The sequence below is a fragment of the Saccharothrix mutabilis subsp. mutabilis genome, assembly GCF_039521145.1.
Taxonomy (GTDB): domain Bacteria; phylum Actinomycetota; class Actinomycetes; order Mycobacteriales; family Pseudonocardiaceae; genus Actinosynnema; species Actinosynnema mutabilis.
The window spans coordinates 51443-67406 of sequence record NZ_BAAABU010000014.1 but is presented as its reverse complement, the minus strand read 5'-3'; the positions used below and the strand labels follow the sequence as shown (position 1 = coordinate 67406).

At 73.2% G+C, this 15964-nt stretch carries 10 protein-coding genes; 2 read left to right on the top strand and 8 right to left on the bottom strand.

Translation table 11 applies throughout. The features are described from left to right. Position 1: 1 nt before the first annotated feature. Both ABD126_RS25885 and ABD126_RS25880 read right to left on the bottom strand, forming a co-directional pair. Entirely contained in the window at positions 2–1963 is a 1962-nt protein-coding gene (locus tag ABD126_RS25885) for a CRTAC1 family protein (RefSeq protein WP_343936521.1), read from the bottom strand. A gap of 4 nt (positions 1964–1967) precedes the next feature. Then, entirely contained in the window at positions 1968–2957 is a 990-nt protein-coding gene (locus tag ABD126_RS25880) for a DUF1702 family protein (RefSeq protein WP_343936520.1), read from the bottom strand. A gap of 293 nt (positions 2958–3250) precedes the next feature. Between ABD126_RS25880 and ABD126_RS25875 the strand changes: the two genes are divergently transcribed. Both ABD126_RS25875 and ABD126_RS25870 read left to right on the top strand, forming a co-directional pair. Continuing rightward, positions 3251–9073, top strand: coding sequence for an SDR family NAD(P)-dependent oxidoreductase (locus tag ABD126_RS25875; protein ID WP_343936519.1), 5823 nt, complete (start codon positions 3251–3253; stop codon positions 9071–9073). After that, positions 9073–9516: an acyl-CoA thioesterase gene (locus tag ABD126_RS25870; RefSeq protein WP_343936518.1), complete on the top strand. Its 444-nt coding sequence runs from the start codon at positions 9073–9075 to the stop codon at positions 9514–9516. Before ABD126_RS25875 ends, ABD126_RS25870 begins: the two co-directional genes overlap by 1 nt. Before the next feature lie 73 nt (positions 9517–9589). On the opposite strand, the gene ABD126_RS25865 is transcribed toward ABD126_RS25870, so the two are convergent. The 6 genes from ABD126_RS25865 to ABD126_RS25840 form a co-directional block, all read right to left on the bottom strand. Further along, positions 9590–10615 carry an NAD-dependent epimerase/dehydratase family protein gene (locus ABD126_RS25865; RefSeq protein WP_343936517.1) on the bottom strand — a complete coding sequence of 342 codons (1026 nt, stop codon included), beginning with the start codon at positions 10613–10615 and terminating at the stop codon, positions 9590–9592. Positions 10616–10687: 72 nt separating this feature from the next. Then, complete coding sequence (locus ABD126_RS25860; RefSeq protein WP_343936516.1) at positions 10688–11101, bottom strand: SgcJ/EcaC family oxidoreductase; 414 nt, start codon at positions 11099–11101, stop codon at positions 10688–10690. A gap of 34 nt (positions 11102–11135) precedes the next feature. After that, the gene (locus tag ABD126_RS25855) at positions 11136–12317 is read right to left on the bottom strand and encodes an acyl-CoA dehydrogenase family protein (protein WP_343936641.1); all 1182 of its coding nucleotides are present in this window, start codon (positions 12315–12317) and stop codon (positions 11136–11138) included. 49 nt (positions 12318–12366) lie between these two features. After that, positions 12367–13845 (bottom strand): FAD-binding oxidoreductase, encoded by a 1479-nt coding sequence (locus tag ABD126_RS25850; RefSeq protein ID WP_343936515.1) that lies wholly within the window; start codon positions 13843–13845, stop codon positions 12367–12369. A 4-nt stretch (positions 13846–13849) separates the two neighbouring features. After that, positions 13850–15139: an aminotransferase-like domain-containing protein gene (locus ABD126_RS25845; RefSeq protein WP_343936514.1), complete on the bottom strand. Its 1290-nt coding sequence runs from the start codon at positions 15137–15139 to the stop codon at positions 13850–13852. Then, positions 15132–15812 carry a glutamate racemase gene (locus ABD126_RS25840; RefSeq protein WP_343936513.1) on the bottom strand — a complete coding sequence of 227 codons (681 nt, stop codon included), beginning with the start codon at positions 15810–15812 and terminating at the stop codon, positions 15132–15134. The genes ABD126_RS25845 and ABD126_RS25840 overlap by 8 nt, the downstream gene beginning before the upstream one ends. Between the last annotated feature and the right edge of the window lie 152 nt (positions 15813–15964).

Sequence of the window (15964 nt, the reverse complement as noted above, 5' to 3'; positions counted from 1 at the left end):
CTCACTTCTCCTCGGCCGTGTCGCCGAGCACGAACTCGTGCCTGCCCTGGTCGAGCTTGAGCTCCTGCTTGTGGACCTCGCCCTGGCGGTCGCGCCACTCCAGGGTCACCGCCACCGCGCCCTTCGCGTCGCCGAGCCCGATGTGGACCTCGGTGCTGCGCTTGCCGCCGTGCCCGCTGCCGCCGTCCACCCGCTGGACGTACTTGCGGCCGTCGGAGGTGGTGACCGTGACCTGCGCGCCGGTGGCCGGGGACCCGGCGGCCTTGGCCGAGCCGGTGGTCCGCGCCTGCTCGCGGGTCAGCTTGAGGTTGAGGAAGCCGCCGGGGTCGGGGGCCTCGTTGTGGTAGTACACCGGCTCGCCGTACTGGCGGGCGACCGCGAAGTCGAGCAGGCCGTCGCCGTCCGCGTCGCCGGTGGCGATGCCGCGGGTCGGGATCGGCACCGCCAGGCCCAGCTCGGGGGCCAGGTCGGTGTAGCGGCCGTCGTCGCCCTTGACGAAGAAGTGCAACGTCTCGCTGCCCGCCAGGTCGTCGCCGGCGTTGGCGTTGGGCCAGTAGAACGGGTTGGCCACCACGGCGTCGTTGGCCATCGCCAGCTCTTGCAGCTGCGGCCAGCGGTTGGTCGCGCCCCGGATGAAGCCGTTGGTCACGGTGATGTCCAGCTCGCCGCGGTTGGTGAAGTCGGCGAGCTTGTTGTCCCACGACCAGCCCGACCAGGCGGTGCCGTTGCCGCCGCTGACGTCCTCGAACGGCGCCTCACCGTCGCGCAGCCGCGTCTGGAGGTCGGCCTTGTCCTTGGCGGTGTTGACGTAGTGGAAGTTGCTCTCGACGATGCCCCACCCGACGGTCAGGTTCGACACGAACATGTCGTACAGGCCGTCGTGGTTGGTGTCGCCGAAGTCGACGCCCATGCCCTTGAACGAGTCGTCACCGATCCGCTTGGACTTCGGCGTGCCCGGGGTGCGGTCGGTCCGGACGGTGGCGAAGCTGACCTTGCCCGGCTCGGACCTGTTGTGCAGCAGGCGGTCCTGGCCGAAGTCGTTGGCGATGTAGAGCTCGGGCAGCAGGTCGCCGTCGAGGTCGTTGGCGCTGACCGCGAGCGTCCAGCCGTTGCGGGCCTCCTCGGGCAGCGCGTCGGCCGGCAGCGCCTCGAACCGCGCGGTCGGGTTCGCGCCCGCCGTGCCGCCCTTGCCCAGCAGGATGTGCTTGCCGCCGCCGTTCTGCGCGTGCGACAGCGAGTGGTTCATCACCACCCCGCCGTTCTTGCTCGGGTCGATGACCGGGCTGTCGGGGAAGTAGTTGCCGACGAACACGTCGTCGTGGCCGTCGCCGTCGAAGTCGGCGACCGTGGCGGCGTTGGAGTTCCACTGCGGGCCGTCGTAACGCCCGTCGGAACCCTTGTTGTCGCCCGCCACCGCCTCGACCGCGGTGAACGCGGACGCCGAGAGCCCGGTGTGGTCGGCCTCCTGCAGGTGGATGACCGGCGTGCGGCCCCACATGTAGATCAGCAGGTCCAGCCGGCCGTCCTCGTTGAGGTCGGCGGGCACGCAGCCCATCGGGGCCATGACGTCGTTGACCGGCAACGGGTCGGGCTTGAGCTCGAACGGCGCGTAGCGGTCGCCGCGCGCGTCGGGGACCGGGGTGACGATCACCTGGTCGGTGCGCGGGTCGACCACGCACAGGTCGTTGGGCAGGCCGTCGCCGTCCAGGTCGTTCATGGCGACCGCGGCGCCGACCGAGGAGATCCAGGCGTCGATGTGCTTGTAGGCCTGGTTCACCGGCCGGATCGACTGCTGCTTGTCCGACGCGGGCAACGCGACGCCGTGCTCGGCGAAGGAGTACTTGCCCGCCATCGCGTTCCGGGTCTCCGCCGAGCTCTGCGGCAGGCTGACCACGAAGTAGGAAACGACGACGACGACCAGCGCGATGACACCGGTCAACTGCCTGCGCAGCATGCCAAACATCTGTTCACACCTCCGTGGGGACGAGTGCGTCGGCGAGCCGCTGCCGCCACAGCTCGTAGGCCGGCTCGGCGCCGGCGGGCTGGTGGTCGGGGCGGCACTGGTCGGTGAGGGCCGCCGCCTCCTGCGGCGTCCGGCCGCACAGCACCCAGGTGGCCAGCGCCGAGTGCGCGGGGATGATGTCCGCCCGCACCCGCGCGTGCGCGGCGAACGCGCTGCCCTGCGCGAGGTTGCCGCGGTACTGGCCCGCGCGGGCGAGGAGGGTGCGCAGCTCCCGCTCGGCCTCGACCGGGTCGCCGCCGCCCGCGGCGTAGGTGGCCGCGAGCCCGACGCCGCTCCACAGGTCGGCACGCCGGCGTGCCGGGAACGCGTCGACCAGGTCGGCGACCAGGTCGGGGTCGGTGCCGCGGACGAACCACGCGGCGCGGCCGATGCCCTGGTCGATCGCGTGGTTGGCGTAGCCGCCGTGCGGTCCGCCCGGCCACGGGAACGCCGGGTCCTGGTACTGGCCGTCGACGTAGCGCGCGGTGTGGAAGTAGGCCTGGTGGAAGCCGTAGCCGTCGAGGACCAGCGGCGCGAGCACCGGGTCCAGCGACGACGCCGCGGGCCAGCGGAAGCGCGGCAGCCGCGCCATCGCCCAGCCGATCCCGACGTAGGCGAGGTACTGGTACTTCCGCCCGGTCGGCGTGGCCAGGAACCGGTGGACGTGGTCGGAGCGGCCGAACGGCAGCCCGTCGAGCATCGCCAGGCCCATGCCCGCGCCTTCGTAGGCGAAGCCGCGCAGCCAGTCGGGCAACTGCTCGATGTGCTCCTCCGCCTCGGCGGGCGTGCGCGCCTCGACGGCGTGGGCGTAACCGGTCAGGAATGTCTTGCCGACCGTTTCGAGCCGTTCTTGGGCAGCCGGACTCTTTTTGTGGAATCCACGCTTCTCAAGACTCGTCTCGGCGGTCTTCGGGGTCAGGAGGCGTCGCCGCAGCGCCCGCCAGGAACTGGTCAAGTCTTTCCCCCAACATCTTCGTGAGAACGGCGTGCGATTCCGCCGTCGATCGTCACACGCCCACGGGGCGACTTCGTCTCTCGCCGTGCTGCATCCCGGGGCCGTCCGGGTGCTCCGGCGCAGGTGGAGGGCAAACGGGAAGATGGCAGGCCACCCGCCGCTGGGCACACTCGACGGGGCAGAACGCGCGTCGAGGACTGTCGTCTGACCCGGCTTCTTGCCGCGTGTGCGGCGCGGCGCAATTCCGCGCGCCGATTTCCGGCCGAGTGGTCGTCGAGGATGGGCGGTACAGGTTGAGCACCGAGCGGATCGCGATCGTGGGCATCGGGCTTCGTTATCCCGACGCCTCCAGCACCCAAGACCTCTGGGAGAACGTCCTGGCCGGGCGCCGTGCCTTCCGCAGGCTGCCCGACCAGCGGATGAACCAAGCGGACTACTACTCGCCGGACCGGAACGCGCCGGACCGCTTCTACGCCTCGAAAGCGGCGGTGTTGCGCGATTTCGAGTTCGACCGGCTGAAGTACAAGGTGGCGGGCAGCACCTACCGGTCCACCGACCTCACGCACTGGCTGGCGCTGGACGTGGCCGCCAACGCGCTGGCCGACGCCGGCTTCCCCGACGCGGAGGGCCTGCCGAAGCAGACCACCGGCGTGGTGCTGGGCAACAGCCTCACCGGCGAGTTCTCGCGGGCCAACCTCATGCGGCTGCGCTGGCCGTACGTGCGGCGCACGATGGCCGCCGCGCTGGCCGCGAAGGGCTGGGACGACGAGGAGACGGCCGCGTTCCTGCGCGACCTGGAACCGGTCTACAAGGCGCCGTTCCCGCCGATCGACGAGGACACCCTCGCGGGCGGGCTGGCCAACACCATCGCGGGCCGCATCTGCAACTACTTCGACCTGCGCGGCGGCGGTTTCACCGTCGACGGCGCCTGCTCGTCGTCGCTGCTGTCGATCGCGACCGGCGCCAAGGCGCTCAGCGACGGCGAGATGGACGTCTGCCTCGCCGGCGGCGTGGACCTGTCGATCGACCCGTTCGAGGTGATCGGGTTCGCCAAGACCGGCGCGCTGTCCACCGGCGAGATGAAGGTCTACGACGCCGACTCCAACGGCTTCTGGCCGGGCGAGGGTTCCGGCGTGCTGGTGCTGATGCGCGAGGAGGACGCCATCGCGCGGGGCGCGCGGATCTACGCGTCGATCACCGGCTGGGGCATCTCCTCGGACGGCAAGGGCGGCATCACCCGGCCCGAGGCCTCCGGCCACCGCCTGGCCATCAGCCGCGCGTACGGCCGCGCCGGGTACGGCGTGGAGACCGTCGCCTACTTCGAGGGCCACGGCACCGGCACCGCCCTGGGCGACGCGACCGAGCTGGAGGCGATCGGCGCGGCGCGGCGCGAGTCCGACCCGGACGCGAAGCCGGCGGCGATCAGCTCCCTCAAGGCCAACATCGGCCACACCAAGGCCGCGGCGGGCGTCGGCGGGGTGATCAAGGCGGCGCTCGCCGTGCACCACCAGGTGATCCCGCCCGCGACCGGCAACTACGAGACGCACCCGAAGCTCGCCGGCGAGGACGCGGCGCTGTACGTGCCGCACGCGCCCGAGCTGTGGCCCGCGGACCGGCCGATCCGCGCCGGCGTGTCGGCGATGGGCTTCGGCGGCATCAACACCCACATCGCCCTGGAGCAGGCGCCCGGCACCAAGCGGCGCGCCGAGCTGCGCGGCGAGACCGCGACGCTGACCCGCAGCCGCCAGGACGCCGAGCTGCTGCTGTTCGACGCCGCCGACCACGCCGAGCTGCGCGAGCGGCTGACCGGCCTGGTCGAGGTGGTGGCCAAGCTGTCCTTCGCCGAGATCACCGACCTGGCCGCCGAGCTGGCCGGCCGCCTGTCCGGCCGGCGGGTCCGCGCCGCGATCGTGACCGGCAACCCCGAGGACGCCGTGGCCAAGCTGGAGCGCCTGGTCGCCGCGATCGACGCGGGCGAGCAGCGCCTGGCCACCGCGGACGGGGTGTACCTGGACAACCGGACCGCCGCGCCCAAGATCGCCTACCTGTTCCCGGGCCAGGGTTCGGGCCGCGGCGCGATCGGCGCGATCCGCCGCCGCTTCGCCGAGGCGGAGGCCGTATTCGCCGCCGCGGGCCTGCCGACCGGGGGCGACCAGGTCGCCACCCAGGTCGCCCAGCCGCGCATCGTCGCCGGCTCGCTGGCGGCCCTGCGGGTGCTGCGCGGGCTGGGCGTCGAGGCGGACGTGGCGGTCGGCCACAGCCTCGGCGAGCTGACGGCGCTGTCGTGGGCGGGCGCGCTGTCCGACGACGACGTGCTGCGGCTGGCCAAGGCGCGCGGCGAGGTCATGGCCAACGCCAGCAAGGGCGGCGGCGCGATGGCCGGCCTGGCCACCACGCCGGAACGGGCCGCCGAGCTGTTCGGCGACGACCCGGTGGTCATCGCCGGGTACAACGGTCCCCACCAGACGGTCGTCGCGGGTGACGCGGACGCCGTGGGCCGGGTGTCCGAGCGGGCCAAGGCCGCCGGCATCACGGCGAACCGGATCAACGTCTCGCACGCCTTCCACTCGCCGCTGGTCGAGCCCGCCGCGCGGGCGTTCACCACGCGGCTGGCCGAGTTCACCTTCGCCGCGCCCACCCGCGCGGTGGTGTCCACGGTGACCGGCGACCTGCTCGACCCGGCCACCGACCTGCGCGAGCTGCTGCGCGACCAGGTGCTGTTCCCGGTGCGCTTCCACGAGGCCGCCGCGAAGGCCGCCGGCGACGCCGACCTCGCGGTCGAGATCGGCCCCGGGCGGGTGCTGGCGGGCCTGCTGCACGACATCGCGCCCGGCACGCCGGTGCTGTCCGTCGACACCGACAGCACCTCGCTGGTCCCGCTGCTGTCCATCGTCGGCGCGGCCTTCGCGCTGGGCGCCGAGGTGGACACCCGCGCGTTGTTCGCCGGCCGGGTGGTCCGCCCGCTGCCGTTGGACGGCGCGTTCACCTTCCTGACCAACCCGTGCGAGACCGCGCCGGACGTGGCGCTCGGGCTCGCCGACGCCGCGGCGGAGGTCGCGCCGGCCGAGCGGAGCGCCGCGGTGGCCGGGGAGGCGGTCGGCGGCGACGGCCCCAACACGCTCGACCTGCTGCGCGAGCTGGCCGCCGAGCGCGTGGAGCTGCCGCTGGAGACCGTGACCGCGGCGACCCACCCGCTCGACGACCTGCACCTGAGTTCCATCACCGTGGGGCAGCTGGTCAACGACGTGACCGGCCGGCTGGGCCTGCCCACGCTGGAGGCCACGACCAGCTTCGCGACCGTGACGCTGGGCGAGCTGGCCGAGCTGATCGACGAGCTGGCCGAGTCGGCGCAGGACGGGGCGACCGGCGGCGCCGACGAGGTGGCCGGCGTCGGGCAGTGGGTGCGGCCGTTCTCGGTCGACTACGTGCCGGCGCGGGCGCCGCGGGTGCGGGTCGGCACCGGGCCCGCGGGCACCTGGCGGTCCTTCGCGCCGGCGGGTCACCCGCTGGCCGAGCGGCTGCGGGTCGCGCTGGACGAGGCCGGGATCGGCGACGGCGTGCTGCTGTGCCTGCCGGACAACGGCGAGGAGCACGTCGAGCTGATGCTCGCCGCCGGGCAGGCGGCCACCTCGGCGCGGCCGGGCACCCGGTTCGTCGTGGTGCAGGGCCGCTACGGCGCGTCCGGCCTGGCCCGGACCGCGTTCCTGGAGGCGGAGGGCGTGGCCACGACGATCGTGTCGCTGGCCGACCTCGCGCCGTCGACCGCCGCCGAGATCGACGAGACCGTCCGCAAGGTCGTCGTGGAGGCCGCCGCGACCACGACGTTCAGCGAGGTCCGCTACGAAGCGGACGGCACGCGGACCACGCCGGTGCTGACGGTGTTGCAGTCGCCGGCCGAACCGCGCACCGGCACCCCGTTGGACGGCACGGACGTCCTGCTGGTCACCGGTGGCGCCAAGGGCATCACCGCCGAGTGCGCGCTGGTCATGGCCAAGGACTCCGGCGCGAAGCTCGCGCTGGTGGGCCGGGACGCCCCCGAGGCCGACGAGGAGATCGCCGCCAACCTCGCCCGCATGACCGCGGCGGGCGTGGAGGTCCGCTACGAGCGGGCCGACGTGACCGACGCCGCGCAGGTCGCCGCGGCGGTCGCCCGGTTCGAGGCCGCGCTGGGCCCGGTCACCGCCGTCATGCACGGCGCGGGCCGCAACGAGCCGACCGGGCTGGGCACCCTGACCGCGGAGCGGTTCCGGCAGACGCTGGACGTCAAGGTCGCCGGCCTGCGCGCGGTGCTCGACGCCGTGGACGAGGACAAGATCAAGCTGCTGGTCACGTTCGGCAGCATCATCGGCCGGGCCGGCCTGCGCGGCGAGGCGCACTACTCGACCGCGAACGACTGGATGAGCGAGCTGACCGTCGACTTCCAGCGCGCGCACCCCGGCGCGCGGGCGTTGGCGATGGAGTGGTCGGTCTGGTCGGGCGCCGGCATGGGTGAGCGGCTGGGCGTGGTCGAGGCGCTCACCCGCAACGGCATCACGCCGGTGTCGGTCGAGGAGGGCCTGCGGGTGCTGCGGCAGGTGCTGGCCGACCCGTCGGCCGGTCCGGTGCTGACCATCACCGGCCGGATGGGCGGCCTGCCCACGCTGCCGCTGGACACCAGCGGTGAGCTGCCGCTGTCGCGGTTCGTGGACCGGGTGCTGCTGCACTACCCGGACGTCGAGCTGGTCACCGAGGTGGAGCTGTCCGCGGGCAGCGACCCGTACCTGTCCGACCACGCGCTGGACGGCGACCTGCTGTTTCCCGCGGTGGTCGGCATGGAGGCGATGGCCCAGGTGGCCACCGCCGTGCTCGGCCGCACCGGCACGCCGCTGCTGGAGGAGGTCGAGTTCCTGCGGCCCGTCGTGGTCCGGCCCGGCTCGACCACGACCGTGCGGCTGGCGGCGCTGGTCCGCGACACCGAGACGGTGACCGTGGCGATCCGCGCCAAGGACACCGGGTTCAGCGCCGACCACTTCCGCGCGACCCTGCGGTTCCCGCGGCCCACGCCGCCGGAGTCCGGCGCCCAGCGGGCGGCCGTCGAGCTGACGCCGGTTCCGCTGGACCCGATCACCGAGCTGTACGGCGGCGTGATGTTCCAGGGCAAGCGGTTCCAGCGGGTGCTGGCCTACCGGCGGGCCAGTGCGCGGCACGCGGTGGCGGACCTGTCCACCACCTCGCCCGCGCCGTGGTTCGCCGCCTACCTGCCGCAGGAGCAGGTGCTGGCCGACCCGGGCACCCGGGACGCGGTGATGCACGCGTTGCAGTGCTGCGTGCCCGACGCGACCCTGCTGCCGCAGGGCATCGAGCGGCTGTACCTGGCCGAGCCCGCCGACCAGCAGGTGGAGTACGTCGTGCTGGACGCGCGGGAGCGGTCGCAGGACGGCGACAGCTACGTCTACGACGTGGACGTCCTCGAACCGTCCGGCCGGGTGGTCGAGCGGTGGGAGGGGCTGATGCTGCGGGCGGTGCGGCAGAAGGACAGCTCGGGCCCGTGGGTGTCGGCGATGCTCAGCGGCTACCTGGAGCGGGCGTTGGAACGGGTGCTCGGCGGCAGCCGCGCGGTCGTCGTGGAACCGGACCCGCGCACCGGCGAACCGGCCGACCGCCGCGCCCAGACCCGCCTGGCCGCGAGCCGAGCCCTCGGCCGGTCGGTGGCCGTCCGGTACCGGCCCGACGGCAAGCCCGAGGTGGACGGCGCGTCGATCTCGGCGTCCCACGGCGCCGGCGTGAGCCTGGTGGTGGCCGGTGACGGCACGCTGGGCTGTGACGTCGAGGCGGTCGTGGCGCGCACCGAGTGGGAGTGGGCCGGGCTGCTGGGCAAGGAGCTGTTCCAGGTCGGCGACCTGCTGGTGGCCGAGACCGGGGAGGGCCGCGACGCGGTGTCCACCCGGTTGTGGTCGGCGCTGGAGTGCCTGCGCAAGACGGGCACGACGAGCCGGGACCTCGTGGTGGACCGGGTCCTGCCGGGCGGCTGGGTCGTCCTGGCCTCGGGCGACGCCCGGGTGGCGACGTGGGTGACCACGCTGAACGACGTGTCCGAGCCGGTCGTGTTCGCGGTGCTCGCGGGAGGTGGTGAGTGATGTCCGCCGGGTACTACGAGTTGCGCCACCGGGTGGGGTTCGAGGAGACGAACTTCGTCGGGAACGTGTACTACGCGCACTACCTGCGCTGGCAGGGGCACCTGCGGGAGAAGTTCCTGCTGGAGCAGGCGCCCGGGGTGCTGGACGAGATCATGCACGACGACCTGAAGCTGTTCACGCTGAAGGTGGACTGCGAGTTCTACGCCGAGTTGGCGGCGTTCGACGAGTTGAGCGTGCGGATGCGGTTGGAGGAGTTGACGCAGACGCAGATCGCCTTCGCGTTCGACTACGTGAAGGTGCGGGACGGGGTGGAGACGCTGGTGGCTCGCGGGTCGCAGCGGATCGCCTGCATGCGGGGGCCGAACAACGCCACCGTGCCCACTCGGGTGCCCGCTGAGTTGCGGGAGGCGTTGGCGCCGTTCAGCAGCGCGCAGGTGGTCTAGCGGTTGGTCGGTTCGGTCGGGCGGGGTGTCCGCGGGTTCCGCGGGCACCCCGCCCGCTTCGTTCGTGGCCCGGTCACACCACCCGCAACCCGGCCGCGATCCCCGCCGCCCGGTCCGACAGCAGCCCCTCCCGGTGCAGCCACCGCACGGTGTCGGCGAACGTCTCCCCCACCGGCCGCCCCGCCCGGCCGCCGGCCACGCCCTCCCCCACCCACGCCGCGTGGGCACACGTGTAGATCGCCCCGTACTCGGCCGGGATGTGCCAGGGCCACACCCGCTGCACCACCCCCACCAGCGCCCCCAACGGCAGCATCGCCCGCGCCGGCAGGTGCACCGCGGGCAGCGCCCGCCCGGTCACCTCCCGCAGCACCCCCACGAACCGCCGCATGCTCAAGTACTCCCCCGGCCCGAAGTGCCGGTCCCCCACCAACCCCCCACCCAGCAATCGCGCGTGCAACGCCGCGGTGTCCCGGACATCGCCCACCGGCAGCCCTCCGGTCGGCCAGATCGGCATCAACCCCCGCAACGCGTTGCGCACCCGCGTCACCTGGTCCCCCAGCTTGGGGTCGTGCGGCCCCAGCAGCGCGGGCGGGTACGAGATGGTCACCGGCGCGCCCGCCGCCTGGTGCTCCCGCGCCACCGACTCCGCCGCGGCCTTGGCCGCCAGGTAGGTCTCCCGCGGCCGACCGACCGGGGAGTCCACGCCGAGCGCCCGCCCCCGGGACGGCAGCAGGGCGCCGAACGTGGACACGTACACGGTCCGCCCCACCCCGGCGCGACGGGCGGCGTCCAGCACCAGCTCGGTGCCCTCCACCGCGGTCCGGGCCATCCCGCGGTGGTTCCGGCTGTCGAACGAGAAGACGGCGGCGGCGTGCACGACCGCGTCCGCGCCGCGCACCAGACCCTCCACGCCGGCGCGGTCCAGCACGTCCCCCCGCACCACCTCCACCGCGCCCACGTCCACGCCCAGCGGCCGCAACGCGCGCTCCACGGTGGACTCATCCCTAACCAGCAGTCGGACGCGGTGCCCGGCCCGCAGCACCGCGTCGACGGTGTGCGAGCCGACGTAACCGGTGCCGCCGGTGATGCTGACCAGCAAGGCAACCTCCCAGTACGGGAAGGGGCCGTTGCCGGCGGCAACGGCCCCTTCGGGTCCACGAAGAATTTCGGCTCAGGCCGCGTCGGCGTCCGTGAGGTAGCGCGGCGAGTTCTGGTAGGCGGCCAGCTTCCACTCGCCGTCGCGGCGGACGGCGAGCCACGAGGCGCGGATGGCGTTCGCCTCGGTCACCTCGGTCTCACCGGGGTGCAGGACGCCGCCCAGGCTCAGCAGCAGGATCACGTCCGGGCCCAGCGGCCGGATGCTGATCGGCTTGCCGGTCACCTGCGTGCCCTTCCACCGGCCCGCCCACTCCTTGGCCATCTGCTCGCGGATCTCGTCCCGGCCGGTGGCCAGCGACCCGGGCAGGATCATCGTGCCGTCCTCCACGAACACGCTCGCGAACGTGTCCGCGTCGTGGTACGCCCACGCCGCGAGGACCTTCTGGGTCAGGGCGGCGATCGCGGCCTGGTCCGCTTGGTTGCTCATACCGGGGATTCCTCCTGGTCTCGGCGTGACCGTGCTAGATGTAGAGCGTGTTGGGCTCCAGGCCGCACAGGATGCGGCCGTAGAGCTCCAGGTTGGTGTTCGGGTGCATCAGCGCGTGCAGGTTGACCGCCTGGATGTCGCGGTTGATGCGCTGGATCGGGATGCCGCTGTAGATCGAGGACCCGCCGCTCGCGGTGTTGAGCACGTCGATGGCGTCCTTCGCCAGGCGGATCACGCTGCCCACGTCGGCGCGGGTCTTCGCGCGCTCCTCCAGCTTCCACTCGGTGCCCTCGGCGCACTTGCCGTCCACCAGGTTCGCGGTGCGCCACGCGTGGAACTCGGCCTCGTCGATCTTCAGCGCCGCCTCGGCCACCTGGAAGTGGGTGATCGGCGCTTCGCGCTGGCTGTCGTAACCGGTGTAGGTGATCTTGCGGTCGGGCAGGCGCTCCAGGAAGACGTCCATCGCGCCCTTCGCCATGCCGACGATCGCGCCCGTGGAGGAGGCCGCCGCGACCGGCATCAGCGGCGCGCGGTAGATCGGCGTGTCGCCGTTGCGCTGGGAGGCGGTCTGGCCGGACAGCAGCACCGGCAGCGGGAGCACCCGCGCCGCCGGGACGAACAGGTCCTTGGCCACGGTGCTGACGCTGCCCGTGCCGCGCAGGCCGGAGGTGTCCCAGTCGTCCACGACCAGCAGGTCCGACATGGGCACCAGCGCCATCACCGGGTACGGCTCGCCGCCGGGCGGCACCAGGATCGCGATGATCTCCTGCCACTGGGCGTGGTGGGCGCCGCTGATGAAGCCCCACTTGCCGTTGACGACGATGCCGCCCTCGACCGGCGCGGCCATCGCGGAGGGGCTCAGCGTGCCGCACACCCGCGCGTCGGGGGTGGCGAACACCTCCTCCTGCACCTCGTCCGGGAACTGGCACGCCATCCAGGTCGGGATCCAGTACACCGAGGTCACCCACGCGGTGGAGCTGCACCCCCGGCCGAGCGCGGTGGCGACCTCGGTGAGCGTGCGGGTGTCGGCCTCGTAGCCGCCGAAGTGCTTGGGGCGGCGCAGCTTGAACACGCCGGCGTCGGTGAGCGCCTCGATCACCTCGTCGTGCAGCCTGCGGTTCTTCTCCGCCCACGGGGCGTGCTTGCGCAGCAGCGGGATCAGGTCCGTCGCCTTGCGCACGAGTTCGTCGCGCGTTGGGACCGTGGTGGCCAAGATGTCCTCCAAGCGAAGAAGCGGGCGCACCGGGCCCGCGAACGGCTCGTGCTCAGGCTCGACTCTCCACCGCGGCGGGGTCGGGCCGCATCTCCACTCGTGCCGTTCCCGCCGGACCGCCGCCGGGAGCGGGTTCGAGCGTGATCACCTTGCCGGGGTTGAGGATGCCCGCCGGGTCGAGCGCGGCCTTGACCGCGCGGTGCACGCGCAGGCCCACCGGGCCCAGCTCGCGGGCCAGCCAGTCGCGCTTGAGCACCCCCACGCCGTGCTCGCCGGTGCAGGTGCCGCCCAACGCCAGCCCCAGGGCCATGATCGCGTCGAACACGGCCCGGCCGCGCGCCACGTCGGCCGGGTCGGCCTGGTCCACGACGATCACCGGGTGCAGGTTCCCGTCCCCGGCGTGCCCGACCACGCCCACCAGCACGTCGTGGCGCGCCGCGATCTCCTCGACGCCGACGACCAGGTCCACGATGCGCGACCGCGGCACGGCCACGTCGTCCACGACCAGACCACCGCGCCCGTTCGGGTACCGCGTGACGGCCAGGTGCTCCATCGCGGGGTGGGCCAGTCGGCGGGCGGCGGTCAGCGCCTCGGCCTCGGCGGCGTCGGTGGCCACGTACAGCTCGCTCGCGCCCGGCCGGCAGCACTCGGCGATGGCGGCCAGTTCCTCCCCGGCGTGGTCGCCGGTGTCGGTCGCGACCAGCAGCATGGCCGCCGCCCCGGTGTCCAGGCCCATCGGCCGGTACGCCTCGATCGCCCGCAGGTGGGTGCGGTCGAGCAATTCGAGCATGCTCGGCACGTGCCCCGCCGCGGTCACCGCCGCCACCGCCGCGCCGGCCGCGGCGACCGTCGGGTAGACCGCCACCAGGGTCCGGGCCTCCCGCGCCTCGGGCCGCAGCCGCACGGTGATCTCGGTGATGATCCCCAGCGTGCCCTCGGACCCGACGAACAGGCTGGTCAGGTCGTACCCGGCGACGCCCTTGACGGTGCGCCGCCCGCACCGCAGCACCTCGCCGTCGGCGAGCACGACCTCCAGCCCCAGCACGTACTCGCCGGTGACGCCGTACTTGACGCAGCACATCCCGCCGGCGTCGGTGGCGACGTTCCCGCCGATCGTGGCCGACTCCCAGGACCCCGGGTCCGGTGGGTAGGACAGGCCCTCCTTGGCCGCCGCCCGGCGCAGGTCCGCGTTGACCACCCCGGGCTGCACCACGGCGATCCGCTCGGCCGGGTCGATCGCCACGATCCGGTCGAGCCCGGCCATCGACACGACCACCGCGCCGTCCACGGCGTTCGCCGCGCCCGCCAACCCCGTCCGCGCGCCCTGCGGCACCACCGGAACCCCGTGCGCCGCGGCGACTTTCACCGCGGCGGACACCTCGGCGGCGCTGCGCGGGCGCACCACCACCAACGGCACCCCGGCGTCGCACAGGTCGGCCTTGTCGCGCCGGTGGTACTCCAGCAGGGCAGGGTCGGTCAGCACCCGGTCCGACGGCAGCACCGCGCGCAGGTCCTCGACGACGGAACCCATCCGCTCAGGCCGTTTCGGTGATCAGCCGGGAGAGCCGGCGCACGCCCTCGCGGATCCGGTCCGGTTCGAGGTAGCTGCACGACAGCCGCAACGCGTGGTGGCCGCCGTCCTGGTAGAAGAAGCTCATCGGGGTCCACAACACCCCGTGGCGTTCCGCGGAGACCTGGAGCAGCTTCTCGTCCGCCGGGAACGGCACCTCGACCACCACGAAGAACCCGCCGCTGGGCACGTTCCAGCGCACGCCGTGCCGTTCGCGCTCGGCCGGCGGGAAGTGCTCCTCCAGCGCGGTGAGCAGGGTGCGCAGGTTGTGGCGGTAGAACTCGATCTTGTCCCGGTTCGCCGCCCGCAGGCTGCACCCCGACTCGACCAGCACGCCGCCGATCACGGCCTGCGCGATCGGCGAGGTGTTCACCGTGAGCATGCTTTTGATCGCCGACATCTCCTCGGCCAGCAGCGTCCGCCGGCCGGCGTCGTCCACGACGACCTGGTCCGCCACCAGGAAGCCGACCCGGGCCCCTGGGAAGCACGACTTGGCGAACGAGCCGAGGTAGACCACGGACCCGTTGACGTCCAGGGATTTCAGCGTCGGGTGTGGCTCGTCGTCCAGGCCGAACAGCCCGTACGGGTCGTCCTCGAACACCAGGAGGTCCTGCTCGGCGGCGACCTCCAGCAACCGGCGGCGCGTGGGCACCGGCATCGACACGCCCGACGGGTTGGCGAAGTTCGGCACGACGTAGAGCGCTCGCGGGCGCTTCCCGGCGGCACGCACCCGCCGCGCCACCGCGGTCACGGTCGCCGGGTCGAGCCCGTCCGCGCCCTCGGGCACCGGGACGACCTCGACGCCGAGGATGCGGGCCGCGCCGGTCATCCCGACGTAGCACGGCTCGACCGCCAGCAGGACGTCGTCGGGCCCGGCGCACAGCGCGCGCAACGCGATGACCATCGCCTCCTGGCAGCCCGCGGTGACCATCACCGACTCGGCGGGCACCTGGACGCCGTGGTCGACGTCGAGCATGCGGGCGATCAGCGCGCCGAGCTGGCCGTTGGTGCGCCCGTACTGCAACAGCATCCCGCGCACCTGCTCTTCAGTGCGGCCTTCCGCGCGCAGGTGGTCGAGGTAGATCCGCAGGTACCGCTCGACGTCGTCCACGGAGTAGAACCCGTCGTAGGGCCGGCCCGCGGCCAGGGAGATCGCGTCCGGGTACCGGCCGGCGACCTCGTTGAGGAAGTTCATCGACGTGGCGACCGGGTCCCACACGGAGACGTGCAGGTCGGCGCGGGACAGCTCAACCACGGCCCACCGGTCCCGCGGTCGTGGCCAGCGCCTGCTCGGTCAGCTCGACCAGCCGGGTGCCGACGTCGATGACGGGCAGCGCGGACACGGCGGTCACGAACGGCAGGACGGCGGTGAAGTGGGTGCAGGCCAACGCGACGGCCTCCAGCCCGAGCCGGTCGGCCAGGCGCAGCGTGGTCGGCAGGTGGGAGGCGTGGAACGCCGCTTCCGGGTCGCCCGCCTCGATCCCCCGCACCAGCGCCGGGTCCGACACGCCCAGCAGGCGGTGGTCCGGGTTGGCCGCCCGGACGGCGCGCTCGACACCGACGAGCGCGTGCGCGTTCCCGGTGACGGCCAACGAGGAGCGCAGCGAAGTCAGTTCACTGTAGACGGTCACGGGCGAGATCACCGGCAGCGCGCCGCCGGAGCCGTCCACGACCGCCGACAGCGAGTTGCAGAACAGCATCGCCAACCGGGTCCCCGACTCGCGCAGCGCGTCGAGCTTGGCGTGGAAGGCGGCCGCGAGCCCGGCGGGGTCCTCGTACTGCAACGCGTCCTGCTCGTCCGGGGTGCTCGCCATGGCGTGCGCGGAGGCGCTGATCCCCCTGGCGCGCAACAGTTCCGCGCCGAGGCCGGAATCGTAGGGGGTACCCGCTATGACGGCCACCAACGGTGTCTCGTCGTCCGCCACCATCACGTCTCCATCCGCGGGGAAGAGGCTCGGCCACCAGCTTCCCACCACCGCCCGGAACGCCTTTTATCCCATCGTGCGGAGTTCGTTTCTCCCGGGTTGCCGAATGCGCCGGGACGTTTCCACGACGCCTTCCTCGCAGTTCCGCGCCGGGT

Coding starts and splice junctions, on each gene's coding strand:
- ABD126_RS25870 (WP_343936518.1), top strand. CDS start 9,073: ATGTCCGCCGGGTACTACGAGTTGCGCCACCGGGTGGGGTTCGAGGAG.
- ABD126_RS25860 (WP_343936516.1), bottom strand. CDS start 11,101: ATGAGCAACCAAGCGGACCAGGCCGCGATCGCCGCCCTGACCCAGAAG.
- ABD126_RS25850 (WP_343936515.1), bottom strand. CDS start 13,845: ATGGGTTCCGTCGTCGAGGACCTGCGCGCGGTGCTGCCGTCGGACCGG.
- ABD126_RS25840 (WP_343936513.1), bottom strand. CDS start 15,812: ATGGTGGCGGACGACGAGACACCGTTGGTGGCCGTCATAGCGGGTACC.
- ABD126_RS25885 (WP_343936521.1), bottom strand. CDS start 1,963: ATGTTTGGCATGCTGCGCAGGCAGTTGACCGGTGTCATCGCGCTGGTC.